Raw genomic sequence first — 25320 nt, 5'->3', positions numbered from 1 at the left:
CTAGTTCCCGGTCGAAAAGTAGCGGGCCGGTGAAGTGCCAAAGGCATTTTTGAACATATGGATAAAATTGCCCGGAGAGGCGTAGCCCAGTAATTCTGAAACCTCCGATACCGACATGCCTTGTGCCAGCTTATCCAGCCCGTGGGTCAGCCGGACCTGCCTCCGCCATTGGGCAAAATTTAGGCCGGTTTCTGCCACAAAAAGGCGACGCAGAGTGCGGGGCGAAAGCGCGCCGAATGCCGCCCAGGCTTCAAAAGTTCGCTCATCGCCGGGGTTAGCGAGCAGTGCAGAAGCCACTTTTTTCAGCCGATGATCTGTCGGCATTGGCAAATGCAGCGCCTCGTGCGGTGCGCGGCAAATCTCATCGTAAATAACGGCGGCCATACGCTGATGTTCCGGCTCGGGTTTTGCCTGCTTATCCCATTCGCAGGCGCGACGGGCGAGCGCGTGAAGCACCTCCGAAACGGCAATCACGCAGGGCTTTTCCGGCAACCCCGAGCAGCTTTCAGGCGTAATCAGCAGCGTCCAGCCTTTTACGGCTCCGCTGATGCTGACCTTGTGGATTACGCCCGGCGGCAGCCAGCTGGCGCGATGGGGAGGCAAAAACCAGGCTCCGTCAGCGGTGTGAACGTGCAGTAAACCAGACTCCACGCAAAAAACCTGGCCGCGCAGGTGCTGGTGCCAGGCCACTTCCCGCGTGCCGAGCAGATATTCACTTTCAGGGGCGACGCTGCCTTCAAGGGCAATCAGCGCCGGGCCGCTAAGCCATTCGCTGTAATCGGGGGCTGGTGGCTGAGGAGGATGTTTTATCATGGCCGGTTTTCACTATTTATCGTCCGTATAACGTTATCCTTGCGCGGTCGAGCCGTGCAACTCTTTTGTGGAACCAGAACAAACCACAGAGGAAACCTCATGAGTACTTCAGGCGTTGCAATTATTGGTGCGGGACTGGGCGGGCTGGCGCTGGCTCAGGGCCTGAAAAGCCATGGAATCAGCGCCACCGTTTACGAGGCAGATCCGGCGCCCGACAGCCGTATCCAGGGCTACCGGATTAGAATCGACGCCCAAGGGCAGCAGGCACTTGCCAGGGTGTTGCCTCCTGCGCTTTATCAACTCTTTCGACAAACGGCCTCTGTAGCCAGTACGGAAGGGCGTTTTTTGGATAGAACCGGACAACAGGCTAATGGCCGTCAGCCTGAAGGCTGGCATCGGGCTGAACAAAACGCCGATCTTGCCCCAGATTTAAGCATTCATCGCCAGACCCTGCGGGAAATCCTGATGTGTGGCCTCGAGGGGGCTCTGCGCTACGGCCACGCCTTAGAGGGTTACCATCAGGAAAGTGAAGGCCGGGTAGGGCTAAGTTTTGCTCATACGGCTGACGCAAGCTGCCAGCTTCTGGTCGGCGCGGACGGCGTCAATTCACGGGTCAGGGCACAGCTTGCCCCTGATGCCGCGCCGGCGGATTCGGGATATCTCTGCCTGTATGGCAAAAGCGCTTTAACGGCGGAGAAGGCGTTGTACGAAGGCACTAACGTGCTGTTTTGCGACGGATTCAGCGCCATTATTGATGAAATGCGCTTTCGGCAGGATTTTACAGCGCTCGCGGCAAAGGCGGGTTTTAACGGCAGTCTCACGCAGACCGAAGATTATCTTTACTGGGCGCTGATCGGCCCCGGTTCACGGTTAGCTGTTCCCTTCGACAGCTTGTCTCTTCCCCCGATGCTGCAAAAGCTTATACAACGGACTTTGCCAGAACATATTGCGACGCTGCCGGTCCGCTACGGCAATTCGAATATTGTCTGGCAGCCCGGAAACGTCACCCTGCTGGGCGATGCCGTCCACGCCATGAGTCCGGCCGGCGGCATAGGGGCTAATACTGCGTTGAGAGATGCCGCCGATCTTGCCACCGCGCTTCACGGCAAGGGCCTGTCCGGTTTAGCTGAATATGAACGCCTGATGCTTGCCAGAGGCAAAGCGGCCGTGGCAGATTCCGCCGTGGCGGCCGCAAAGCTTTCCGGCTAGATAAACTGCCGGTACTCATGGCACAAAAGCAGGTCCGGGGAGGTATCTTCGGTAAGGGTGCTGAAGCGCTCAAGCGGTTTTAAAAAGCGATTGTCGTGGTCGTCATCGTTGACCATCGACACTTCGCCGACCAGCACGTCGCCGTAGCCCGGCTCACCCCAAAAGCTGTGGTACATCTCCGGCACCAAGCTGATGCTTTCTCCGGGCGATAAGCGCAGCTGGCTGCCCGCCGCGTGCGTCTGGCGGCAGCCGTCAATCACCACCGTGATGTCTGTTTCGTCAGGCTGTTCGAAGGGATCTGACTGCCACAGTTCGACAATCAAGTTCCCGCCGCCGCGGTTGATGATGTCCTCCTGTTTGCTCCAGTGAAAATGCATCGGCGTCATCTGGTTATCACGCACGTGCATGACTTTCTCTGCGTAGGATTTGGCGTAGGGCGCGCCTTCCGGCGAGCCATTGCGCAGGGTAAACAGCGTCAGGCCCATGGTCAGGAAGTCGCCGCCGCCGAAGTCGGTGATGTCCCACCCGAGTTTCAGATCGAATACCTCCTGCCAGCTGCGGGGGTTAACCTGCAGCCATTTTTGCGGCGAGAAGCTGGCGAACGGGGGCAGTTGCACCCCGTGGCGGGCAAAAAACTGCCGGGTTTCATTCAGGTACTGATTGACCTCGGAGCGTTTCATCTGGCCTTCCTTTGATGTGGACCCTAACCCTCTTCCTGGAGGGAGAGGGGACTGGCGGCGTTCTGACTCGACCGGAGAGGATAAATTCTCACCCTAACCCTGGAAGGGAGAGAGGACTAACGATTTTCTCCCTCCCCCCTTTGGGGAGAGGGCCGGGGTGAGGGGCAAATTACTTCACCGTCCACCCTTTGTAGCTGCCGATATTGCTCTTATCGATCATCGTCACCGGGATCAGCACCGGGCCTTTCGGCGCGGGTTTGCCCTGCAAAATGTCATAGCCGATCTCGACCGCTTTCGCCGCCATCACCTGCGGATCCTGAGCCGGGGTCGCCACAAACAGCGAGCTGCCGCCGCGCTTCAGGGCTTCTTCACCGTCCGGGCTGCCGTCCACGCCGACAATGAAGAACTCGTTACGTTGAGCTTGTTTTGCCGCCAGATCGGCCCCGATCGCCGTCGGATCGTTGATCGCAAACACGCCGTCGATCTTCGGATTTGCCGCCAGCAGCGAGGTCATCACTTCCAGGCCACCTTCGCGGCTGCCCTTAGCATTCTGGTTAGACGAAAGGATCTTAATGTCCGGGTGTTTTTTGAATTCGGTTTCGCAGCCCTCAACGCGGTTCTGCACGGCGGAAACCGGCGGCCCGTTAATGATCACCACATTGCCTTTGTCTTTCAGGCGATCCGAAATGTATTTACAGGCCATTTGCCCGGCCTGGGTGTTATCGGAAGTGATCGTGGCATCGGCGCCGTCTGCCGCAACGTCCACCGCCACAACGACGATCCCGGCGTCTTTCGCGCGTTTTACCGCCGGGCCGATCCCTTTGGAATCCGCGGCGTTAAGAATGATCATGTCCACCTTCGCGGCAATGAAGTTATCGATCTGCGCCACCTGCTGGCCGAGATCGTAGCCGCTGGAGACCAGCGTCACTTTCACGTTATCACCGGCGAGCTTGCGGGCTTCCAGCTCGGCACCTTTGGTGATCTGCACGAAGAACGGGTTGGCGAGGTCGCCCACCGTCACGCCGATCGACTTTAACTCTTTCGCCTGGGCAAACGGTGCGCCTGCGATCATTGCACCAGCCAGTAACGCAGTAACTATAGGTTTCAAACGCATGCTGTTTTCCTCACTCGTAGGGTAGGGTTTTGTTGTTATGCACTTTGATTGTGACGGGTACGGTATTTGTCGATCAGCACCGCTATGATGATCACCGCCCCTTTGATCACCAATTGCCAGAAATAGGAGACGCCCATCAGCGTCATGCCGTTGTTGAGCGTGGCGATAATCAGCGCCCCCACCAGCGTGCCGGTGATGGTGCCAATCCCGCCCACGAAGCTGGTTCCGCCGAGGATAACGGCGGCGATGGCGTCCAGCTCGTAGCCCACGCCGAGGTTACCGTTGGCGCTGTATAGCCGTGACGCACTCATGATGCCGCCCAGGCCGGAAAGCAGCCCGCTCATGCCGTACACGAACAGCAGCACCATCCACACTTTGATGCCGGTCAGGCGTGCCGCCTGCATGTTGCCACCCACCGCGTAGATATGAACGCCCAGCGTGGTGCGGCGCAGAATGAACCAGCACACCGCAATCACCAGCAGGGCGATAACCACCAGCCACGGCACCGGGCCAAGATAGGCGTTGCCAATCCACTCGAAATTGATGTTGGAGTTAATCACCGTCGTGCCGTCGGCCAGCAGATACGCCGCGCCGCGCAGCGCGGTATAGGTGCCGAGCGTGACGATAAACGGCGGTAGCCCGGCCCAGGCGACCAACATGCCGTTAAACAGCCCCAGCCCGGTGCCCATCAACAGCGCCGCCGGAATCGACAGGCCTTCCCAGCCAGGCATCAGCGACACCACCATCGCCGTGACGGCGGTGGTGCCGAGGATAGATCCGACGGACAGGTCGATGCCGCCGGTCAGAATGATGAAGGTCATCCCTGCCGCCAGCACGATGTTAATGGACGACTGGCGAGCGATATTGAGCAGGTTAGATTCGGTGAAGAAGTTAGGGGCGACAAAGCCAAAGACGGCAATGATGAGCACCAGAATCGGCAAAATACCGACGGTTTGCATCAAATCGCCGAACAGGGCTTTTTTGAGCGAGGCGGATTTTGCCACCGGTTGCGTGCCTGAGTTAGTCATAGTGCACCTCTTTCTTATGGGCCTCGGTCACGCCGGTAGCCAGGGTCATAATATTTTCTTGTGTAATGTCGTGGCGCAGCAGCTCGCCGGCAATGCTGCCTTCGCGCATGACGTACACCCGGTCGCTCATGCCCACCACTTCGGGCAGCTCGCTGGAAATCATTAAAATGGCCACGCCCTGGCGGGCCAGCTGGTTCATGATGCGGTAAATTTCGCTTTTAGCCCCCACATCCACGCCGCGCGTTGGCTCGTCGAGGATCAGGATGCGTGGGCCAATGGCAACCCAGCGGGAAATCAGCAGTTTTTGCTGGTTGCCTCCGGAAAGACCCCCGGCACGAACCTGCGCGTGAGGGACGCGAATATTCAGCAGGCTGATGGCGTCGTCTGAAATGGTCTGGGCTTTTTTGCGGTCGAGCATGCCGAAGTGGGCGTCACGCTCAAGCGTGGCCATGGTGATGTTGTCCTGCGCGGCCAGCTCAAGGAACAGCCCCTGCTCTTTGCGGTTTTCGGTCAGGAAGCCAATGCCGTGCTGAATCGCCTCGCGGGGGGAATGCAGCGTCACAGGCTGGCCGTCGATCTCAATCGATCCGCCCGCGGGTTTGCGCACGCCGAAGATCAACTGCGCCAGCTCTGAACGTCCCGCGCCAACCAGCCCGGCCAGGCCGACTATTTCCCCGGAGCGAACGTGCAGGCTGACGGGCTGCACTTTGCCGTTGTCCGTCAGGTGATGAACATTCAGGCGCGGGCTGCCCAGCGGGATATCACGCTCTTTGTTAAACAGGTCGCTAAGGGGCCGACCCACCATCATTTTCACCAGCTCGCTAGCGTTCAGGTTTTCGCGCGTCAGGCTGCCGACATACTGGCCGTCGCGCAGCACGCTGACCCGGTCAGACAGCTCATAAATCTCCGCCATGCGGTGGCTGATGTAGATAATCGCCATGCCTTCATCGCGCAGGCGGAAAATCAGCTCAAACAGGCGATGCGTTTCGCGAGAGGAGAGGGCGGCGGTGGGTTCATCCATCACCAGAATACGGCTGTTGCGCTGGAGCGCGCGGGCAATCTCAACCTGCTGCTGCTCGGCAATGGTGAGCTTCATCACGAGGTCGGTGGCTTTGAACTGCGCGCCGAGGCGGTCAATCACCGCCTGCGCCTGCTGTACCATCTCTTTGCGCTGCACGAGGCCGCCGCGCGCCAGTTCGCTGCCGAGGAAAATGTTTTCCGCCACGGTAAGATTTGGCGCGAGCTGCATCTCCTGGTAGATCAGCGTGATGCCCGCGTTAAGGGCATCTTTGGGGCCTTTGATGGCGTAGGGCTCACCGTCAATAAGCACTTCGCCGCTGGTGGCGATGTAAGCCCCGGCGAGGATCTTCATCAGGGTACTTTTGCCCGCGCCGTTCTCGCCCATTAGTGCATGGATTTCACCGGGAAAGACCGTTAAATCGACGCCTTTAAGCGCATAAAATTTGCCAAACGACTTGGCAATATTGCGCATTTCCAGAATGGGGACTCTGCTCATGGTGCGGCGCCTGTGGTGGTTATTTATAAGGCCAGTCAACCACGCGCCGGTAAATGCAAAATGTCAGCGGCCGTTCATATTTGTCATAGAGTTGAATAGTTAACCTGGATCACATTCCCGGTGTGGAAATATTTATCAAAATTCGTGCAATGCTTAACTGGAGTGAATGTGTGACCCTCACCCCGGCCCTCTCCCTGAAAGGGAGAGGGGGAAAGACGGTGTGCAATGCTTAACTGGAGTGAATGTGTGACCCTCACCCCGGCCCTCTCCCTGCAAGGGAGAGGGGGAAAGACGGTGTGCAATGCTTAACTGGAGTGAATATGTGACCCTCACCCCGGCTCTCTCCCTGAAAGGGAGAGGGGGAAAGGCGAGACGCAATGCTTTGGCCTCAGCCCGTATTTGGGGAGAGGCTGCCCCCTTATTCCCTGTGCCACTTAGGGAGAGGTTACCCCCTTTTTTCCCTCTCCCCTCTGGGGAGAGGGTCAGGGTGAGGGGAAAAAACAACCACGGAGCCCCTATGACCCAGCCTCGTCCGTCCTTCTTCGCCAGCGCCCGTGGCCGTCTGCTGTTTTTCAACCTGCTGGTAGTGGCGGTCACGCTGATGGTCTGCGGCGTGGCGGTGCTCGGCTTTCAACACGCCAGCCGCCTCCAGGAACAGGTGCAGGGGCAAACGCTGCTCGACATGTCCGGCAGCATGGAGCTGGCGCGCGACACCTCCAACGTGGCGACGGCGGCGGTCAGGCTTTCTCAGGTCGTCGGCGCGCTGGAATACCAGAGCGAAGCGGAAAGCCTGAAACAGACCCAGCTTTCGCTGCAAAACTCGCTTTCTCATCTGGCTACCGCGCCGCTGGCCCGGCGTGAACCGCAGCTGGTCGGCCGGATCATCGCCCGCAGCAACGAGCTGGAAAGCAGCGTCACCAACATGCTGGTGATGGGGCACCGCCGCCACTTGCAGCGCAACCTGCTGCTAAGCGCCCTGTACCAGAATCAGAGCTATCTTGAGCACTTGCAGGAGGTTAACGCGCGCGAAGGGCTGAACGTGCCGGATGCTGCGCTGCTGAAAGAGATGGATCGCCTGATGCTGGTGGCGATTCAGTCTTCCTCGCCGAGGCCGGCGGTACGCCAGCTGAGCGAAGTGATGCGGCTTCTGCCCGAACGAGCGCCGTCGCCGCTGGCGGACAGTATTTTGCAGCAGTTCAGAAGCGGCCTGCAGCAGCTGCCACCGCTCTCCGCCCAGCTTGAGGAGAGTGACCTGGGCATCGCCTGGCACATGTATCACATCAAAGCGCTGGTGGCTTTTCTGAATCAGGACATCAACCTGTACGTGCAAAAAGTCGGGGAAGAATCCCGGCAGCGCAGCCAGCAAAGTCACCGGGATTTGCAGTCCATTATCGCCTTTATCGGCCTGTTCGCTCTGCTGGCGCTGGTGATCACCGGCTTCGCCGGGCTGTATATCTACCGCAACCTCGGCTCTAACTTAACGGCCATTTCCCAGGCGATGACGCGGCTGGCGAAGGGTGAAAAAGAGGTCAGCGTGCCCGCGCAGCAGCGGCGCGATGAGCTGGGTGAACTGGCCAGGGCGTTTAACGTCTTTGCCCGCAATACGGCGTCGCTGGAGCACACTTCACGCCTGCTGAAAGAGAAAAGTACCCTGCTGGAAACCACCTTCCACGCCATGCGCGATGGCTTTGCGCTGTTCGACAGCGACGGTTTTCTGGTGGTGTGGAACCAGCAGTACCCGCTGCTGCTGGGGCTGGATCCGCAGCGCCTGCAGCGCGGCCAGCACTATCTTGGGCTGCTCAAACAGGTCACGCCGCTTCAGGAACACATGCTCGGCAATCTCTCCCGACCTCTGCCAAAGCCGCAGGAACTCAGGCTGGCGGACGGGCGCACCATCGAGCTGCGCTTTAGCCCGGTGCCGGGGCGGGGCATGGTGAACGTGGTGCTGGAGCGCAGCGAGCGCAAGGCGCTGGAGGAGGCGCTGGTGCACAGTCAAAAAATGAAGGCGGTGGGGCAGCTCACCGGCGGCCTGGCGCACGACTTCAACAACCTGCTGGCGGTGATCATCGGCAGCCTGGAGCTGACCGCGACAGACTCACCGGACGCCGTGCGCATTCAGCGCGCGCTGAAGGCCGCCGAACGTGGCGCGCAGCTTACCCAGCGGCTGCTTGCCTTTTCCCGTAAGCAATCGCTGCACCCGCGTGCGGTGGCGATGAAAAGCCTGCTGGAAAACCTCGACCCGCTGATGCGCCACTCTTTGCCCGCCCACCTCACGCTTGCTGTTGAAGCCCAGCAGCCCGCCTGGCCCGCGTGGATCGACGTCAACCAGTTGGAGAACGCGATCATCAACCTGGTGATGAACGCAAGGGATGCGATGGAAGGCCGCAGCGGGGAAATTAAGATCCGCACCTGGAACCAGCGCGTGGTGCGTGGCGAAGGGCGCAAACAGGATATGGTGGTGATTGAAGTGGCCGACACTGGCCACGGCATGACGGACGAAGTGAAAGCGCAGGTGTTTGAGCCGTTCTTTACCACCAAACAGACCGGGAGCGGCAGTGGGCTGGGGCTGTCGATGGTTTATGGCTTTGTGCGCCAGTCCGGCGGACGAGTGCAGATTGAAAGCGAGCCCGGCAAAGGGACTCGGGTCATACTGCAACTGCCTCGTGCGTCTGCGGAGGTGCAGCCGGAAGCCTTGCCGCTGGCCGGTGAACAGGCTGATATCGCCGACCAGCTTGTGCTGGTGCTTGAAGACGAGCCGGACGTGCGCCAGACCCTGTGCGAACAGCTGCACGAGCTGGGTTACCTGACGCTGGAAGCCAGCGACAGCCAGCAGGCGCTGGAGTTAATGGCTGAGGTACCGGACATCGGCCTCGTGATCAGCGACCTGATGCTGCCCGGCGAGCTAAGCGGCGCGGATGTGCTGCAGCAGGCTCGCCGCCACCATCCTCACCTGGATTTGCTGCTGATCAGCGGGCAGGACCTTCGCCGCAGCGAACAGCACCTGCCCGACGTGGAGCTGCTGCGTAAGCCGTTTACCCGAGCGCAGCTTGCTGAGGCGCTACGTAAAGCGCGGGCAGGAAACAGGCGCGGGCAAGCGTAGCCGCACCCTGAGCGCCATTGAAGGCCGAGGAAGACGCGTCGATAAAGCGCACGGCATCATGCGGCAAAGGACGGCGCAGATAGCGTTTCGTCTGTGCCACCAGCGCCTCGCGCGGAAAATCGACCATATCCATCACTCCGCCGCCGAGGATCACCGCATCCGGGTCGAACAGGTTGATGCTGGTGGCGATGGCGCGTGCCGCGTGGTCGAGCAGGGCAGCGACAAACGGCGCCTGGGCGGCAAAGGTAAACAGCTCGCCAATTTCATACGTTTTCGGGCTGGCGTCGTACCAGCGTTTCAGGGCTATCCCCGAGCACACCGTCTCCAGACAGCCAGCATTGCCGCAGCCGCAGGTCAGGTGCATATCGCCCTGCGGAATATGGCCCAGTTCCCCGGCAACGCCGTGGGCGCCGGTCCAGGGGGCGCCGTTCAGCCAGACGGCAAAGCCCATGCCGGTGCCGAGATAAGCCCCCAGCACCTGCTGATGCTGCAGGCCGTTTTGCGCGACATCGAAAGAGAGCTGCAGGTTTACATCCCGAGAAAACTCGACCGGGCAGCCGAGAGCATCCTCCAGCTTACCTGCCAGCTCGTTCAGTTCCAGCGCGGAAAGCGGCAAATTTGGGGTGGAGATGATCGTCCGCTTGTCTTTGCCCACCAGCGCCGGGAACCCCATCACCATGCCGCGGCAGCGGGCGTGAAGACTGCCAAGCCGCTCGTTCAGCAGATGGGCGATCCCCCAGACCACGCCCCCTGCGATAATGTCTGCCGTGCGCTGTTTTTCACAATGCAGCACCGTGCCGGACTCGTCCTGCAAACACAGGCGGATATGGGTGGCGCCCATATCCACTCCGGCCACCACGTTAAGCGGTTTTGGCATGGGGCATAACCTCGTCTTTGGCCGCCAGGATCTGCTCGCTCATCACCTGCCAGGCCTCGTCGATGTCCCGGGCGTGGTTAAACAGCCCGGAAGTGCCGACGATAAACACATCTGCCCCGGCGGCCATGAGTCGTTCATAGGTTGCCGCGTTGCAGGAACCGTCAATTTCAATCTCGTAGCTCAGCCCTTCGCGCTCGCGCCAGGCTTTCAGCTCGGCCACTTTGTCCAGCATTTCCGGGATAAACGGCTGGCCGGCAAACCCTGGGTCAACGGTCATCACCGTCACCTTGTCCGCCTTATGAATGTAGTACTTCATCGCCTCAACCGGCGTTTCCGGGTTCAAAATCAGGCCAACTTTCATGCCGTGGCGGCGAATCTCTTCGATGAGGCGGAAGGCCTGGCCGTTAATGGTTTCCGGGTGCAGGGTGATAATGTCCGCCCCGGCCTCCGCCAGTGGGACGATGTAATCCTGCGGACGGGTGACCATTAAGTGGCAGTCCAGCGGCTTACTGGCAAGCTTCCTGACCTGGCCGACGAAGAACGGGGACAGCGTCAGGTTCGGCACAAAGTGACCGTCCATAATGTCGATATGGAAGTAGTCCGCGTGCAGGTCGATAAACGCAATCTGTTCCTGGAATTTTGCCAGATCCATGCACATCAACGAGGGGGAAATTTTCATTACAAGCTCCTGTAAATCTATGGATTTCTGACAGCGGGTGCGGCCAACGCATCTGCCGTTCTTATTTACTGATTAACCGATCCAGGGCCACCGCAGCGATGATAAGCCCCCCCATCACCACCAGTTGGTAATAGGTTTGTACCTGGAGAATATTGAGCCCGTTGTTGATGGTGCCGATGATCAGGCCGCCAATCACCACCGAGAAAATCCGGCCCTTGCCGCCGAAGAAGCTAGTGCCGCCGATGATGGCGCTGGCGATGGCGTAGGTTTCAAACCCCATGCCTGCCAGCGGCTCTGCCGCACCAAGACGCGCGGTTGAGACCACGCCCGCCAGCCCGGCGCAGATGCCGGAGATGATGAACACCACCAGCATGTGGAACTTCACGTCGATGCCGGAGTAGAACGCCGAGTTCTTATTGCCGCCGAGGGCGTAAATATTGCGGCCCAGGCGCGTGCGGGTGGTCAGGAACCACAGTATCCCGGCGACAATCAGCGAGAAGATCACCGGCACCGGAATGCCGAGCGGCGTGGCGGCGAAGAAGTTCACGAAATCGAACGAGAAGCCGTACACCGAGTTGGCATCAGAGATAACCAGCGTGATGCCGCGGAAAATGGCGTTGGTGCCGAGGGTGATGATGAACGGATGCAGCCCCGTCCAGTTCACCAGGCAGCCGTTAATCGCCCCCAGCAGCCCGCCGACAATCACGCCGCCAATCAGCGCCGCAAGGAACGGATCGACGCCCGCCAGCATCAGTTTGGCGGTGACCATGCCGGAAAGTGCCAGAATCGCGCCCACCGACAGATCGATCCCCGCCACCAGAATGGCGAAGAACTCCCCCATCCCGATAAGCACCGTCACCGAGCTTTGCACAAAGATGGCGCTGATGTTGCTGGCCGTCAGGAAGTACTCAGCGGAGAGCGTGCCGAAGATGGCGACGATAATCGCGAGGATAAAGAAGGTGCCGTATTTGTCCCAAAACTGGGCGAAATTGAACGGTTTTTTCTCGCTTTCTTCGCGTTTCATTCTTGTGGTAATGCCCATGCCATAATCTCCTCTTCGCTGATATCGTCGCGATTGGTCAGGATTTGCGTCAGTCGCCCTTCGCAGAACACGGCAATGCGGTCGCAGACGGCGATAATTTCGGGAAGCTCAGACGACACCATCAGGATGACTTTTCCGTCATCCGCCAGCTGGCGCATCACTTTGTAGATTTCGGCCTTCGCGCCGACGTCGATGCCGCGCGTAGGCTCATCGAAAATGATCACTTCCGGGTTGCAGCACAGCCACTTAGAAATCAGCACCTTCTGCTGGTTGCCGCCGGAAAGCTCGGTAATGTTCTGGTCGACGCTGTGGCACTTCAGCGCCAGCAGCTGGCGCTGGGCTTCGGCGGTCTGGCGCTCCTCGGCTTCGTTAAACAGGCCCATCGCGCCTTTGTAACCGCCGCGCTTGAGGCTCTGGCTGACGGCCATGTTCTGCGCGATGGAGAAGTTGGCGAAAAAGCCATTATCGCGGCGGCTTTCGGTGATGTAGCCCATGCCTTTTTTCAGCGCGTCCATCGGTGAGCTCGGCGAGATATTTTTGCCGTTAAGCAGAATTTCCCCGGACGAACGTTTGTCCACGCCAAACAAACAGTCCATCAGCTCGGTACGCCCGGAGCCGACGAGGCCGGAGAAGCCCAGGATTTCGCCCCGGTTGACGCTGAACGAAATATCTTTCACTTTTTTTCGGTCGCGGCTGCTGACGTTCTTCACTTCAAACACCACGTCAGGCTCTACGTTCCCGGCGCTCTCTTTCATCGCGCTAAAGCGGTTTTGCAGCTCGCGGCCAACCATCAGGCGCACAATGTCATCGTTGGAGACGTCGCTGACCAGGCCGCTGCAGACGCTGCTGCCGTCTTTCATTACCGTGTAGCGGTCGCAGATGCGGCGGATTTCGGCGAGTTTATGGGAGATGTACACCATCGCCGTGCCTTCTTTCCGCAGCTGGTTCATGATGAGAAACAGATAATCGACTTCTTTATTGGTTAAAGAAGAGGTCGGCTCATCCATAATAATGACTTTGGCGTCCAGCATTAATGTTTTGGCAATTTCTAACATTTGCTTGTGACTGATGGATAAATTACCCACCTTTTCATCGAGATCCACTTTTAAGCCGACACGTAAAAGCATCATCGCGGCGCGAATGCGCATCTCTTTCCAGTCAACAATATTAATCCCGAAGACTTTTTTAGTGGTATGGCGGCCAATATAAAGATTTTCTAAAACTGTTAATTCATCAATAACGCTGAGTTCTTGATAAATAATCCCAATGCCGAGCTGTGCCGCTAATTTATGATCAAGTTTTTCATAATTAACGTCATTAATCGTAATGGTGCCTTTGGTCGGTTCGTGAATACCCGACAGGACTTTCATCAGGGTTGATTTACCTGCACCGTTTTCCCCGAGCAGCGCGTGAATTTCGCCGGGAAATATTGTTAAATCAACCGATTTTAATGCGTGAACCGGACCAAAGGATTTGCCGATCCCCGCCATTGCAATGTATGGCGTGACCATGACGAGCCTCAATCATTTTTAGCGAAGGTTTCCCCTCACCCTAACCCTCTCCCCACAGGGGAGAGGGGACGGTACCGAACTGATGTTGGTTTTCTCTCTCATCCCGAAAGGGAGAGGGAATAACTGCTGCCACTGCTTTTCTTTTAGTACTCTTTTCGCCCCTTTGCCTGCGGGAGAGAGCTACCCTTTTTTCACGTTCTCCCTGCGGGGGAGAGCTACCCCTTTCTTCACTTTCTCCCTATGGGTGAGGGGATAAAGCCACTCAAACCTTAACTATTTCGTCACCAGCACCGAATCCACCAGGCTAAACTGCGGGGCCTTATCCAGCGCAATCACCTTGCCGGTTTTCGCCGCATCTACCAGTAGCTTCAGGCCTGTCGCGCCGATATCCGCCGGGTTCTGCGCCACGGTGGCGGTCATCTGCCCGTCAGCCACCATCTTGCGGGCTTCCGGGATACCGTCGGTGCCGACCACCAGAATTTTCCCGGTCTTCCCGGCGTTAGCCACCGCCTGAGCGGCACCCATTGCCATGGTGTCGTTCGCGCAGTAGAAGGCTTTCAGATTCGGGTTACGCTGCAGCACGTTGGTGGCTACATCGAGCGCTTTGATGCGGTCCCAGTCGGCGGGCTGGCTGGCAACCAGCTTAATCTGGCTGGCTTTCTTAAAGGCATCGCTGGCGCCTACGCGGCGGGCTTCGCCGGAGGCGTTACCTGCTTTGCCTTCGATGATGGCGACGTCGCCGCCTGCGGCACCGAGCTTATCGATGATGAAGCCTGCGCCCTTCGCGCCGACCGCCACGTTATCGGTGGTGACAAAGGCTTCGACGTTGCCGCCGGCTTTTTTCAGGTTATCCATATCGATTTTTTCATCGAGGTTGACCAGGTAAATGCCTTTTTTCCATGCATTCGCGACCGGCACCACGAGGTTGACCGAGGAGAGCGGCGCAAAAGCGATGCCTTTGTATTTCTTATTGGTTAAATCTTCAAAAAGCTGTAATTGCGACTGGAAATCCCCCTCCGAAGGTGAAGCAAAAATATCTACGCTAACGCCCAGCGTTTTGGCTTCATCTTCAATACCTTTTTTCATATCCACCCAATAAGGGTTGGATAATGTTTTTAATACCACCGCATAATCGGCAGCCGCAAAAGCGCTGGTGGATAACATCAGGCCCATAGCAGCGCCGCTGAATATTTTCAGATATTTATTCATAATAATATTCTCAGTGTAGGGTACAGTCAGATCCCGCTGAGGCGGGATCTCTTTTTTACTTCAGCGCCCCTGGGGAAAAGAAATCCACAATTGCGCCGGTTTTTTGCATATTTAATGTTGCCTGTTCAATATTTTGCTGTGCGACTGAAACAAAAAATGCATCGAGTAACGTTAATTGTAATATACGCGCCGAGGCGTTACGGCCCAATAAAGGTGTCTCCGGCGCGGGCGAACAAATAATAAAGTCAGCCAGCCGGGCAATCGGCGAATGATAGCTATGAGTAATACAAATTATTTTGGCGCCGTTCTTTTTCGCCAGCTCCACCGCCGCTTTTAAATCACCGGTTCGCCCCGAATGGGATACCACCAGCACCACATCACCTTCTTTTAGCAGAGAGGCCGACATCATCATGATGTGGGCATCCTGGTAAGCCTGGCAGCGCACGCCGATGCGCAAAAACTTATGCTGAATGTCGTTACAAATGGCGTTTGAACCCCCCACGCCGTACAAATCCCGCTGTTTTGCCTTCGCGAAGTAGCGCGCCGCGCGGTGGATTTCGTCCACGTTGACGATCGACTGCCCTTCCATAATGGTGCGCAGGGTGATGTTAAACACCTTGTTGACCACATCCTGCGGCGCTTCGTCGAAGGCAAGCTCGGTGGGCAATACCTGCTCTGACTCGGAAAAGTAGGTGACCAGCGCGCTGCGCAAGTTACGGAAGCCGCTGAACCCCAGCAGCTTCGAGACTTTAACGATCATCGCTTCCGACACCGCAAGGGCTTCGGCAACGTCTTTAATGGCCGGGGCATCGCTCAGATTACCGGGCTTCAACAACCAGTCGACGATGCGGCTTTCGTTGTCCGTCATCCCCTCCTGCTTCATGCGCAGCCAGGGGGCAAGGCCGATGCCGAACGGCGGCTGTGAATCAATATCTGACTGACTCATCCTGTTCTCTCGTGTCCGTAGAGTGAAGACGCCACTATAACACCACAGCATGTGCAGAAAATATGCTGCATACTTCACAAAAATAATTAATTCATAAAGTTTTACTTTTTGTGAAGTAAGGTGAATGCGTAAGTTTATTTATTTGCATGAAAAATAATGAATTAATTTAATTTTTCTCGTTAGTGGAAGTCGTTTTATGACGCCAGGGTGACAAGTTGATGCATTGTGTTGTGAAGAGAATCGGTGTAGAAATGGCCACGAACCCGGCAGTTTTGCCGATTAATTGGGCAGTGAACCGGTCTTAAATCACGAAAGCTGTCGGGTTCGTAAAGTAACGGCAACGGTGAGGATAAAATGAAAAAAATTGCATTTGGCTGTGACCACGTAGGCTTCCTGCTGAAGGCGGAGATTGTGGCGCATCTTCAGGAGAAAGGGATTGAGGTGCTGGATAAGGGGACCTGGTCCGGTGAGCGCACCGATTATCCGCTCTACGCCAGCGCGGTGGCAGAAGCCGTGGTGAATGGCGAAGTCGAGGGCGGCATTTTAATTTGCGGCACCGGCGTGGGGATCTCGATCACCGCCAATAAATTTCCCGGTATCCGGGCGGTGGTCTGCAGCGAACCTTATTCCGCGCTGCTTTCCCGCCAACACAACAATACCAACGTGCTGGCTTTCGGCTCCCGCGTGGTGGGGCTGGATTTAGCTAAAATGATCGTCGATGCATGGCTAAGCGGGGAGTTTGAAGGCGGGCGGCATCAGGCGCGAGTCGAGGCCATTGGCGCGCTGGAATCGCCGAGAATTTGAGATTCCTCCGCTACTGCATATGAGGCCGCCTGATTACGCTGAGGCCAGTCCATCCTGGAGACTGACCGATGAAATCTTATGCCGCCGCGCTGCTGCTCGGCACGCTGTACCTGGCCTCGCCGTTCGCGCAGGCCGACGTGATTGATGACGCGATTGGCAATATCCAGCAGGCGTTTAGCGATGCCTACAAGCCGGGCAGCGACCGCGTTTATCATGATGACAGTGATGATTCGGCAGATCAGCGTCGGCTCAGCCGCCAGGACGAAGCCCGCTATCGCCAGCTGGAGGACAGACGCCGCAGCCTTGATGAACGGCAGAATCAGCTCGACCGCGAGCGCCAGCAGTTGGATGACGAAGAGGGCCGCCTGCAGGACGACGACGATCGCTAGTCCAGCACGATCTCCATGCCGTCAAAACCGGCTTCAAACCCTTCAGGCAATACGTTGTGCATCAGCCATGCATCAAACTGGTGGCTGATGTGGGTCAGCACGACTCGCGGGCTGCCAATCTGCTCGTTCAGGGCGATCACCGTGGTTAGGTCGCAATGATTTTTGGGCGTGTCAGGCCGGGGTTCGCGGCTGCAATCTATCACCACTACTTCCGGGCGGTTGGCGGCCAGAAACTTCAGGGTTTTGTCCGGCAGCCCCGCCGTATCGCTCAGCCAGGCAAGACGGCTGTAGGCCGTTTCAAACAGATAGCCAAACGTCAGCTTTGAGTGCAGCAGCGGCAGCGGAGTGACGCGCAGCGCCTGCAGAGTGAAGGCGACAAACGGCTCGACGGTATGGCTAAAGTCCAGCAGGCCGGGGTGCTTGAACAGATCGTCGCAGCCTTGCTCATCCGGCGGGCCGTAAACCGGGATTTTCCCGCCCACGCCCCAGCGCAGCGGAAACAGCCCCTGGACATGATCCATATGGTAATGGGTGAGCAAAAACTGCTGAAAATCCTCCGGCTGCCAGCTGTCCATCAGGTCGGGCAGCCCCGCGTCTATCAGCGTAATCGCATCGTTATATTTGAGTACCGCGCTGCACGGGCGGCGGCGGTGGGCTGGATTGGTTCTGGCTCGTGAACAGGCGGCGCAGCGGCAGCCCCAGGCCGGGACAAGCTGCGCCCCGCCGGTGCCGCTAAGCGTTAGCGTGAGCGTCATCAGGTGTCTCCACCGGTTTGGTAAAGCGGATATGGGTGGCGCGGTAGCCTTCACGCTCGTAAAAACGATGGGCGTCTTTGCGGCTGGTGCTGGTCGAAAGCTCCGTCAGCTCCGCATCGGCTTTGCGTGCTTTTGCTTCTGCCCAGGCAAGCAGCTGTTTGCCTACGCCGTGGCCGCGGGCTTCTTCCAGCACCACCAGCTCCTGGATTTCGCCGATGCGGCGGGCGTGATGCAGATGGTATTGCAGGTGCAGGCTGATCATCCCCACGGCTTTATTCCCCAGCCACGCCAGCTGATAAAAGATATTCGGATCGCGCAGGTTCTCCGTGAAGCAGGCGTTAAAGCCGGGGCGGTCGGCCTGAGCCTGTTTCAGCTCGCAAATCATGCGGTAAACGGTGTCGCTGTCTTCGATAGCGGCGGCTTTCAATTTAACAACATCAGACATGGCGGGGCTCCTTGCGGTGAAGAGGGATAACGTTCGAGCGGTGCTGGGCTAACAGTCGCATAAACAATGCGGCAGACTGTAGCAGACTCCCGTCGTTGTTGAGTATCAGGCAATCGCCTCCCTCTGGCGAATAAAGCGCGGCCCGCTGCAGCCGCTGCTCGATTTGCTCTGCGTTTTCCCGCCCTCTCTGTTCCAGCCGCTGGCGCAGCACGTCCGACGAAACCTGCAGGCAGATGGGCACCAGCCCATCGCCATAGCGTTCCCGCGCCTGTTTCAGGTGCTGGCGCGAGCCGTTCACCACCACGTCAAATCCGGCTTCGAGCCATATATCCATTTCCACGCCGACCCCGTAGGAGTGCTCATGCGCCTGCCAGCTCAGGGCAAACAGCCCCAGCTGCTGTCGCTGCTCAAACTCGTTTGCGCTTAGCGCAATGTGGTTCTCGCAGCCTGCGTCGGCGGCGCGGGTAATGTACCGGTGCGCCACCAGCAGCCGGGCGTGCTCCTGCTGGCGCAGGGCGCTCAGCAGGCTGTCTTTGCCGGAGCCGGACGGGCCCATCAGCCAGATTAGTTTACTCATCAGAACACCCGAATTCCCTGGCGCCAGACGTGATCGACATGGATATGGTCGCCGTGCATGTGCGCCAGCACCAGATCCGCTCGTTTCCCTTCTGCCAGCGTGCCCCGGTCGGCCAGGTTCAGCGCCCGTGCCGGGTTGCGAGTCACCAGGTGAATCGCCTGCGCCAGCGTGAAGCTGTTACTGTCGTCGTGCGCCACGCGGAAGGCCGCATCCAGCAGGCTTGCGGGGTAGTAATCCGAGGAAAGGATATCCAGCAGCCCGGCCTGAGCAAGATGGCTGGCCGCCACGTTGCCGGAGTGAGAGCCGCCGCGCACGATGTTTGGCGCGCCCATCAGCACGCTCATGCCGTGGCGACGAGAGGCTTCGGCGGCTTCTTCCGTGGTCGGGAATTCGGCGATCACGCTGCCGATTTCGTGGGACTCCACCACGTGGGCGGTCGTCGCATCGTCATGGCTGGCGAGGGCGATATTGCGGTCGCGGCAGCGGGCGGCGATGGCCTGGCGGTTTGGCTGCGACCAGCGGGCCGCCAGCGTCAGCTGTTCTTCTTCAAAGCGATCCATCTGCTCGTTGGTGAGATGGTATTTACCCTGATAGTAGTCGCGGTATTTGGACAGCTCTGCGTACTGGCGCTGGCCCGGCGAGTGGTCCATCAGCGAAACGAGGGAAACCAGTTCGCGGTCAACCAGCTTGTCGAACAGCGGCAGCGTGGTGTGGTGCGGCAGTTCGCAGCGCAGATGCAGGCGATGTTCGGCGCGGTTGAGGCCGCGCTTTTGCGTATCCTCCACGGCGTTGACCATTTTTTCGAGGTTTTCCAGGCGGTCGCCACCGTCGCGCACGTCGCCGATGGCAACGGCGTCCAGCACGGTGGTGATGCCGCTCGCCACCATCAGCGCGTCGTGGCTGCTCATGGCGGAGTGCGCCGGCCAGTCAACCTTTGGCCGTGGGGTAAAGAATTTATCCAGGTTGTCGGTGTGCAGTTCAATCAGCCCCGGCAGCAGCCAGCCGCCGCCGCCGTCGTGCGCGCCCGGCAGCTGGCTTTGGGTCTCGGCAAAGTTGCGAATCACACCGTCGGCCACTTCCAGTGAGCCACTGACCACTTCTTCTTCCAGCACCAGGCGAACATTATTGATAATCATGTTGGGGCTCCATCGCGGACATCGTATGCAGGCGGTCGGCCACCTGTTCACGTACAGCTTCATCGTGGAAGATGCCGACAATGGCCGCTCCACGCGCTTTTGCTTCCTGAATCAAAGCCACCACGGCGGCGCTGTTTTTGACGTCCAGCGAGGCGGTAGGCTCATCAAGCAGTAAAATGGGGTAATCAACAATAAAGCCGCGGGCAATGTTCACGCGCTGCTGCTCGCCGCCGGAGAAGGTCGACGGGGCAAGGTGCCACAGGCGCTCAGGTACATTGAGCCGGGTCAGCAGGCTGGCGGCTTTTTCCTCGCACTCTTCGCGCGACACGCCCAAATCCAGCAGCGGCTGCATGACGACTTCGAGCGCCGAAATACGCGGGATAACGCGCAGAAACTGGCTCACCCAGCCGATGGTCTGGCGACGTACCGCAAGCACTTCGCGCGCCGGGGCCTGCACGATGTCGATCCATTCGTCGTTGTGCTTAACCCAGATGTGTCCTTCATCCGGCAAATAGTTGGCGTAGAGCGAGCGCAGCAGGGTGGATTTCCCGCTGCCGGAGTGGCCGTGCAGCACCACGCATTCACCGCCTTTGACTTCCAGCGAGGCGTTGGCCAGCACCGGCAGGCGAATGCCGTGCTGATGGTGCAGGACAAAGGTTTTGCTCAGGTTTTCAACCCGTATTCTGGTCATAGCGAGTACCTAATTCTGAAGGACGGAGGACACCAAAAGCTGGGTATACGGGTGATGCGGGTCGTCCAGCACGCGGTCGGTCAGCCCACTTTCCACCACTTTGCCCTGTTTCATCACCAGCAGGCGGTCGGCCAGCAGGCGAGCCACGCCCAGATCGTGGGTGACTATCACCACGGCCAGGTTCAGCTCCACTACCAAACCACGCAGCAGGTCGAGCAGGCGCGCCTGCACGGACACATCCAGCCCGCCGGTCGGTTCATCCATAAACACCAGCTTCGGATGGGTGACCAGGTTGCGGGCGATCTGCAGGCGCTGCTGCATCCCGCCGGAAAACGTGGTCGGCAGGTCGTCGATACGGGCCGACGGAATCTCAACTTCTTCCAGCCAACGCTGGGCGGTGGCGCGAATGTCACCGTAGTGGCGCGCCCCGGTGGCCATCAGCCGTTCGCCGATGTTGCCCCCGGCGGAAACGTGGCGGCGCAGGCCGTCCATCGGATGCTGGTGAACCACGCCCCATTCAGTGCGCAGCAGGCGGCGGCGTTCGCCTTCCGACATGTCATACAGCGAACGGTCGAGGTAAATCACTTCCCCTTCCTGCGGCGCAAGGCGGGCGGAAATGGCTTTCAGCAGCGTCGTTTTGCCGGAGCCGGACTCGCCCACAATGCCCAGCACTTCTCCGGGCCAGAGGTCAAACGACACGTCCATAAAGCCTTTACCGGGCGCATAGAGGTGGGTGAGGTTATTCACCGAAAGTAACGGGCTGGTCATGACTGAGAGGCCTCACTGTTCTGGCGGCAGTAGTCGGTATCGGAGCAGACGAACATGCGGTTGCCCGCGTCGTCGAGCACCACTTCATCAAGGTAGCTGTGGCGTGACCCACAAATCGCGCACGGCTCTTCCCATTCCTGCACCTGGAAGGGATGGTCGTCGAAGTCGAGGCTCTCTACGCGGGTAAACGGCGGCACGGCGTAAATGCGTTTTTCGCGTCCGGCACCGAACAGCTGCAGCGCAGGGGACATGTGCATTTTTGGGTTATCGAATTTCGGGATCGGCGACGGGTCCATCACGTAGCGATCGTTCACCTTCACCGGGTAGGCGTAGGTGGTAGAGATATGGCCGAAGCGGGCGATATCTTCGTACAGTTTCACCTGCATCACGCCGTACTCTTCCAACGCGTGCATGGTGCGGGTTTCCGTTTCACGTGGTTCGATAAAGCGCAGCGGTTCAGGGATCGGCACCTGATAAATCAGGATCTGATCTTCTACCAGCGGCGTTTCCGGGATGCGGTGGCGGGTCTGCACCAGCGTCGCGTCTTCGGTACGTTCGGTGGTGTTCACGCCGGTCACCCGCTTGAAGAAGTTGCGGATTGAGACGGCGTTGGTGGTGTCGTCCGCGCCCTGGTCAATCACTTTCAGCACGTCAGACTCGCCAATCAGGCTGGCGGTCAACTGAATGCCGCCGGTGCCCCAGCCGTAAGGCATTGGCATTTCGCGGCCGCCAAACGGCACCTGGTAACCTGGAATCGCCACCGCTTTTAGCATTGCGCGGCGGATCATGCGTTTGGTTTGCTCGTCCAGATAGGCAAAGTTATAGCCGCTCAGGTTAGCCATTGGCTCGCTCCTTTATCAGGCGGTTAAGCAGCTCCAGTTCGGCCTGGAAATCCACGTAATGAGGCAGTTTGAGGTGGGACACAAAGCCTGCCGCTTCCACGTTATCCGCGTGGGATAACACGAACTCTTCGTCCTGCGCGGGGCCGGCGACGTTTTCGTCGTAGTCCGGGGCCTGTAGCGCACGGTCAACCAGCGCCATCGCCATGGTTTTGCGCTCGCTCATGCCAAACGCCAGGCCATAGCCGCGGGTGAAGTGCGGCGGTTCGTCTGCCGGGGCAACAAAGCCGTTCACCATTTCGCATTCGGTCATCAGCAGTTCGCCGATGTTCACCGCAAAACCTAGCTCTTCCGGCACAATTTCGATGTCTACGTAGCCGCTGCGGATCTCGGCGGCAAACGGGTGGTTGCGCCCGTAGCCGCGCTGGGTGGAATAGGCGAGCGCCAGCAGGTAGCCTTCGTCGCCGCGCACCAGTTGTTGCAGACGCGAAGAGCGTGAGCACGGGTAGACCGGCGGGTTGCGGGTGATGTCGTCCGGCTGTGCGCCATCGTCTTCTTCGACTTTGGCCAGACCCTGTTTCGCCAGCATGCTGAATACATGCGGGGCAGGGGCGCTTTGCTCGTCGGCCTGTCCGGCGTCAGGGACTTCACCGTTAGCCAGCAGCGTGAAGTCCAGCAGGCGGTGCGTGTAGTCGTAGGTTGGGCCCAGCAGCTGGCCGCCAGGGACGTCTTTATAGATGGCGGAGATACGGCGCTCGAGGCGCATTTCGGCGGTGTTCAGCGGCTCACTGACGGCAAGACGAGGCAGCGTGGTGCGGTAAGCACGCAGCAGGAAAATCGCCTCGATCATGTCGCCGCTGGCTTGCTTGATGGCCAGCGCGGCGAGTTCCCGGTCGGCGATGCCGCCTTCCGTCATCACGCGGTCCACGGCCAGGCCAAGCTGCTGCTCAATCTGCGCGACGCTAAGCTCTTTTAGCGTTTCATCGCCGCGTCGGTTGCGCTCCTGCAGGGCGTGGGCGGCGGAGATTGCCTTCTCGCCCCCTTTGACGGCAACGTACATCAGCACACCTCCACGTGGGTGGTCCGTGGGATAGCCAGCAGGCGATCGCCACAGGTCAAAATCAGGTCAATACCCAGCGGGAACGGGTGCGGGCGTTCGGTCAGTTCGTGCAGAACGCATTCCGGCAACTGTGGGGCAATCATGCGCTCTTCGTTGATGCCCGCGCCGGTCAGGCGAAGCATGCGCCCGCCGCTCAGGCTGGACACCTGCAGAATCAGCGTCGCGCTGGTATCGGGGGCGATGTCGCAGCCCTGAGCCAGCAGGTTTAACTGTTCGGAAGAGATTGCGTCGCTGGCCACGGCGAACTGCGCGTGGTCAGGCTGTTCGCACAGCGGCGCATTGGTATGAAAACGAATGTTCTGCGCGGCAATATCATTGCCCAATGTGGCGTCTATCCACACCGGCGTGTCGTTATCGGCCAGCGTCAGCAGCACGCTGGTGGTCGCCACATTCAGCGGTAGCCAGCCCTGCTGCAGCGAAGTCAGCGCGACAATCACGCCCGGCTCGCTCATCGCTTTGAGCAGGCGACGAAAACTCTGCTGGGCATCCTGCACCGGAAGGGTAAAAGCGGTCATTAAAGTCATGCGTTGTCTCCGCGTACCAGCGTGAAGAAGTCCACGCGGCTGCTGTTAACTTCCGCACGGCGAGCGGCAAGGCGTTGTTCACGGTTGGCCGCCAGCGGTGCAATTAGGGTTTCTTGTAGCGTGTGAAAATGCGTCGCTTCCTGCATCAGGGCGTCGATCACCGCGCAACATTCGGCGTGCTGTTTGTCGCGGCCAAGCAGGTAGCTGTAGCCGTAGGTGCCGCTCGCCAGCTTGACCACCGAGCGGGTCAGCGTGGCGTCGCCGGTGAAAAAGCGTTGGCCGGTGCCGCCCATGCGTGCCTGCACCTGAACCAGGCCGATTTCCGGTGCGCGAATAAGCGTGTAGTCCGCCTGAATATTCAGGCTGCGCCAGCGCTCAAGAAGCTCCTGCGGCTGGCTGTGTGACAGCACCGCCATCCACTCGCGGCGCTGCTCATTGTTGAAATGGCTGGTGTCCATTTAGTGCTCCATGGTGAATTCAATCATGTCGGCGCGGGTCAGGCTGACGGAGTATTCCGTCGCTTTGGCCTCGCCTTCACGGTGGTTAAGGGTGCGAACACAGAGCAACGGCGCCATGTTGGGAATTTCCAGCAGGCGGCTCTCTTTGGCCTGGGAACGACGGGCGCTGATGCGGGTTTGGGCGCGGGTCAGGGCAATACCTAACTCGGCCTGAAGGAAATCGTGCAGCGATCCGTGGCTGAAGGTTTGCAGCGCGGGCCACCAGGACTGCTCGGCGAAGTAGTGGTCGATGATGCACACCGCGATACCGTTCACCCGGCGCAGGGTGCGCAGGTGAATAACGTTGTCCCCTTCGGCCAGCCCCAGCGCATCCGCCACGTCCTGGGAGGCCGGGCGAATTACCGCCAGCAGGCGTTCACTGGTGGGATGGCTGCCCTGATCCAGCAGGTTCTGGCTAAAGCGCGCCTGGGCGTTCAGCGGGTAGTCAAACGGGCGCATCAGCACCAGGACGCCGACGCCCTGGCGGCGCTGAACCCAGCCTTTATTAACCAGCTCGTCAATGGCGCGGCGCAGCGTGTGGCGGTTGACTTCGTAGTAGGCGGCCAGCTGAGTTTCGGCAGGCAGATAGTCGCCACAGCGGTAGTTGTTGCGCAGCTCCTGCTCGAGCCGGGCGGCTATCTCCTGATAGCGCGTGGGGTAACTGGTCGGATGTCTGGACAAGTGCATAACAGTCAAAGCCTCTCAAATCAGATAAAGCGAATGCGCACGCACGGCGGCTGGGCTGTGCATAGGTTTTGCTTGATGAGGTGAAGAGTCGTTTGCATCACGGGCCTCCTTCAAAAGTTGCCTCATGGTGCCGGGGGAAAGTGACGGTTTTGTTAATGATTGGTTTCTGTACGATGAAGAGTTGAAGTTTGCGGTTGGCTGGCTGCCCTGTTTTTCGTGGAATCAGGGAGTTGCCTTGTTAAAGCGAAAAAACCGGTAGATGGCGGGGAAAGGTTAAGTCAAAGCGATCGTCAGCAAACAATGTTTACGCGCGCTTGCAATTGATCATCTAATATATTCTATATCCTGGTGATGGTTCTCTTTA

At 58.8% G+C, this 25320-nt stretch carries 26 protein-coding genes; 4 read left to right on the top strand and 22 right to left on the bottom strand.

Annotated elements, in window-relative coordinates; translation table 11 throughout:
• Positions 1 to 813, bottom strand: a complete 813-nt coding sequence (locus ACREYP_RS20670) for an AraC family transcriptional regulator (protein WP_008455760.1) — start codon at positions 811 to 813, stop codon at positions 1 to 3.
• 99 nt (positions 814 to 912) lie between these two features.
• On the opposite strand from ACREYP_RS20670, the gene ACREYP_RS20665 reads away from it, so the two are divergent.
• Positions 913 to 2022, top strand: coding sequence for an FAD-dependent oxidoreductase (locus ACREYP_RS20665; protein ID WP_336818249.1), 1110 nt, complete (start codon positions 913 to 915; stop codon positions 2020 to 2022).
• Here the strand turns inward: ACREYP_RS20665 and ACREYP_RS20660 are convergent.
• From ACREYP_RS20660 to ACREYP_RS20645, 4 genes are all read right to left on the bottom strand, one after another.
• Entirely contained in the window at positions 2019 to 2702 is a 684-nt protein-coding gene (locus ACREYP_RS20660; protein ID WP_008455757.1) for a D-lyxose/D-mannose isomerase, read from the bottom strand. The genes ACREYP_RS20665 and ACREYP_RS20660 overlap by 4 nt on opposite strands.
• A gap of 169 nt (positions 2703 to 2871) precedes the next feature.
• Positions 2872 to 3816 carry an ABC transporter substrate-binding protein gene (locus ACREYP_RS20655; RefSeq protein WP_008455755.1) on the bottom strand — a complete coding sequence of 315 codons (945 nt, stop codon included), beginning with the start codon at positions 3814 to 3816 and terminating at the stop codon, positions 2872 to 2874.
• A 35-nt stretch (positions 3817 to 3851) separates the two neighbouring features.
• A complete protein-coding gene (locus ACREYP_RS20650; protein ID WP_008455753.1) occupies positions 3852 to 4844 on the bottom strand; it encodes an ABC transporter permease subunit in 993 nt (330 codons plus the stop codon).
• Positions 4837 to 6360 carry a sugar ABC transporter ATP-binding protein gene (locus ACREYP_RS20645; RefSeq protein ID WP_336818250.1) on the bottom strand — a complete coding sequence of 508 codons (1524 nt, stop codon included), beginning with the start codon at positions 6358 to 6360 and terminating at the stop codon, positions 4837 to 4839. Before ACREYP_RS20645 ends, ACREYP_RS20650 begins: the two co-directional genes overlap by 8 nt.
• Before the next feature lie 517 nt (positions 6361 to 6877).
• Between ACREYP_RS20645 and ACREYP_RS20640 the strand changes: the two genes are divergently transcribed.
• Positions 6878 to 9460: an ATP-binding protein gene (locus ACREYP_RS20640; protein WP_336818251.1), complete on the top strand. Its 2583-nt coding sequence runs from the start codon at positions 6878 to 6880 to the stop codon at positions 9458 to 9460.
• Here ACREYP_RS20640 and alsK read toward each other — a convergent pair.
• The 6 genes from alsK to ACREYP_RS20610 all read right to left on the bottom strand — a co-directional run bounded on the left by alsK (position 9393) and on the right by ACREYP_RS20610 (position 15724).
• Entirely contained in the window at positions 9393 to 10337 is a 945-nt protein-coding gene (gene alsK, locus ACREYP_RS20635; RefSeq protein WP_498881035.1) for an allose kinase, read from the bottom strand. The genes ACREYP_RS20640 and alsK overlap by 68 nt on opposite strands.
• On the bottom strand, positions 10321 to 11016 hold the full coding sequence (gene alsE, locus ACREYP_RS20630; protein ID WP_008455746.1) for a D-allulose 6-phosphate 3-epimerase: 696 nt from the start codon (positions 11014 to 11016) through the stop codon (positions 10321 to 10323). Before alsE ends, alsK begins: the two co-directional genes overlap by 17 nt.
• Positions 11017 to 11077: 61 nt before the next feature.
• Positions 11078 to 12058 (bottom strand): D-allose ABC transporter permease, encoded by a 981-nt coding sequence (gene alsC, locus ACREYP_RS20625; RefSeq protein ID WP_038476559.1) that lies wholly within the window; start codon positions 12056 to 12058, stop codon positions 11078 to 11080.
• Positions 12037 to 13569 carry a D-allose ABC transporter ATP-binding protein AlsA gene (gene alsA, locus ACREYP_RS20620; RefSeq protein WP_008455742.1) on the bottom strand — a complete coding sequence of 511 codons (1533 nt, stop codon included), beginning with the start codon at positions 13567 to 13569 and terminating at the stop codon, positions 12037 to 12039. Before alsA ends, alsC begins: the two co-directional genes overlap by 22 nt.
• Before the next feature lie 273 nt (positions 13570 to 13842).
• Positions 13843 to 14778, bottom strand: coding sequence for a D-allose transporter substrate-binding protein (gene alsB, locus ACREYP_RS20615; RefSeq protein WP_008455741.1), 936 nt, complete (start codon positions 14776 to 14778; stop codon positions 13843 to 13845).
• A gap of 55 nt (positions 14779 to 14833) precedes the next feature.
• Entirely contained in the window at positions 14834 to 15724 is an 891-nt protein-coding gene (locus ACREYP_RS20610) for a MurR/RpiR family transcriptional regulator (protein WP_008455739.1), read from the bottom strand.
• Positions 15725 to 16078: 354 nt separating this feature from the next.
• Between ACREYP_RS20610 and rpiB the strand changes: the two genes are divergently transcribed.
• Both rpiB and yjdP read left to right on the top strand, forming a co-directional pair.
• Positions 16079 to 16528 carry a bifunctional allose-6-phosphate isomerase/ribose-5-phosphate isomerase RpiB gene (gene rpiB, locus ACREYP_RS20605; protein ID WP_166877505.1) on the top strand — a complete coding sequence of 150 codons (450 nt, stop codon included), beginning with the start codon at positions 16079 to 16081 and terminating at the stop codon, positions 16526 to 16528.
• Between the two features lie 68 nt (positions 16529 to 16596).
• Positions 16597 to 16917, top strand: a complete 321-nt coding sequence (gene yjdP, locus ACREYP_RS20600; RefSeq protein ID WP_008455735.1) for a DDRRRQL repeat protein YjdP — start codon at positions 16597 to 16599, stop codon at positions 16915 to 16917.
• On the opposite strand, the gene phnP is transcribed toward yjdP, so the two are convergent.
• Genes phnP through phnF form a run of 11 tightly spaced genes read right to left on the bottom strand, consistent with a single transcriptional unit; the run spans position 16914 to position 24956 of the window.
• Positions 16914 to 17672 carry a phosphonate metabolism protein PhnP gene (gene phnP / locus ACREYP_RS20595; RefSeq protein ID WP_008455733.1) on the bottom strand — a complete coding sequence of 253 codons (759 nt, stop codon included), beginning with the start codon at positions 17670 to 17672 and terminating at the stop codon, positions 16914 to 16916. The genes yjdP and phnP overlap by 4 nt on opposite strands.
• On the bottom strand, positions 17650 to 18117 hold the full coding sequence (gene phnO, locus ACREYP_RS20590) for an aminoalkylphosphonate N-acetyltransferase (protein ID WP_008455732.1): 468 nt from the start codon (positions 18115 to 18117) through the stop codon (positions 17650 to 17652). The genes phnP and phnO overlap by 23 nt, the downstream gene beginning before the upstream one ends.
• Positions 18110 to 18697, bottom strand: coding sequence for a ribose 1,5-bisphosphokinase (phnN, locus tag ACREYP_RS20585; RefSeq protein ID WP_237717570.1), 588 nt, complete (start codon positions 18695 to 18697; stop codon positions 18110 to 18112). The genes phnO and phnN overlap by 8 nt, the downstream gene beginning before the upstream one ends.
• A complete protein-coding gene (phnM, locus tag ACREYP_RS20580) occupies positions 18694 to 19830 on the bottom strand; it encodes an alpha-D-ribose 1-methylphosphonate 5-triphosphate diphosphatase (protein ID WP_336818253.1) in 1137 nt (378 codons plus the stop codon). Before phnM ends, phnN begins: the two co-directional genes overlap by 4 nt.
• The gene (gene phnL, locus ACREYP_RS20575) at positions 19817 to 20521 is read right to left on the bottom strand and encodes a phosphonate C-P lyase system protein PhnL (protein WP_336818254.1); all 705 of its coding nucleotides are present in this window, start codon (positions 20519 to 20521) and stop codon (positions 19817 to 19819) included. The genes phnM and phnL overlap by 14 nt, the downstream gene beginning before the upstream one ends.
• Positions 20522 to 20530: 9 nt before the next feature.
• Entirely contained in the window at positions 20531 to 21289 is a 759-nt protein-coding gene (gene phnK, locus ACREYP_RS20570; RefSeq protein ID WP_008455724.1) for a phosphonate C-P lyase system protein PhnK, read from the bottom strand.
• Positions 21286 to 22131: an alpha-D-ribose 1-methylphosphonate 5-phosphate C-P-lyase PhnJ gene (locus tag ACREYP_RS20565; protein WP_008455722.1), complete on the bottom strand. Its 846-nt coding sequence runs from the start codon at positions 22129 to 22131 to the stop codon at positions 21286 to 21288. The genes phnK and ACREYP_RS20565 overlap by 4 nt, the downstream gene beginning before the upstream one ends.
• The gene (locus ACREYP_RS20560) at positions 22124 to 23188 is read right to left on the bottom strand and encodes a carbon-phosphorus lyase complex subunit (RefSeq protein WP_336818256.1); all 1065 of its coding nucleotides are present in this window, start codon (positions 23186 to 23188) and stop codon (positions 22124 to 22126) included. The genes ACREYP_RS20565 and ACREYP_RS20560 overlap by 8 nt, the downstream gene beginning before the upstream one ends.
• Complete coding sequence (gene phnH, locus ACREYP_RS20555) at positions 23188 to 23772, bottom strand: phosphonate C-P lyase system protein PhnH (protein ID WP_008455719.1); 585 nt, start codon at positions 23770 to 23772, stop codon at positions 23188 to 23190. The genes ACREYP_RS20560 and phnH overlap by 1 nt, the downstream gene beginning before the upstream one ends.
• Positions 23769 to 24230: a phosphonate C-P lyase system protein PhnG gene (gene phnG, locus ACREYP_RS20550; RefSeq protein ID WP_008455717.1), complete on the bottom strand. Its 462-nt coding sequence runs from the start codon at positions 24228 to 24230 to the stop codon at positions 23769 to 23771. The genes phnH and phnG overlap by 4 nt, the downstream gene beginning before the upstream one ends.
• Complete coding sequence (gene phnF, locus ACREYP_RS20545) at positions 24231 to 24956, bottom strand: phosphonate metabolism transcriptional regulator PhnF (RefSeq protein WP_336818257.1); 726 nt, start codon at positions 24954 to 24956, stop codon at positions 24231 to 24233.
• Between the last annotated feature and the right edge of the window lie 364 nt (positions 24957 to 25320).

Source organism: Enterobacter sp. TMH.L2 (assembly GCF_050847315.1).
In the GTDB taxonomy this organism is placed as follows: domain Bacteria; phylum Pseudomonadota; class Gammaproteobacteria; order Enterobacterales; family Enterobacteriaceae; genus Cedecea.
The sequence above is the reverse complement of the archived record's forward strand: the minus strand, read 5'-3'. Positions and strand labels throughout refer to the sequence as shown.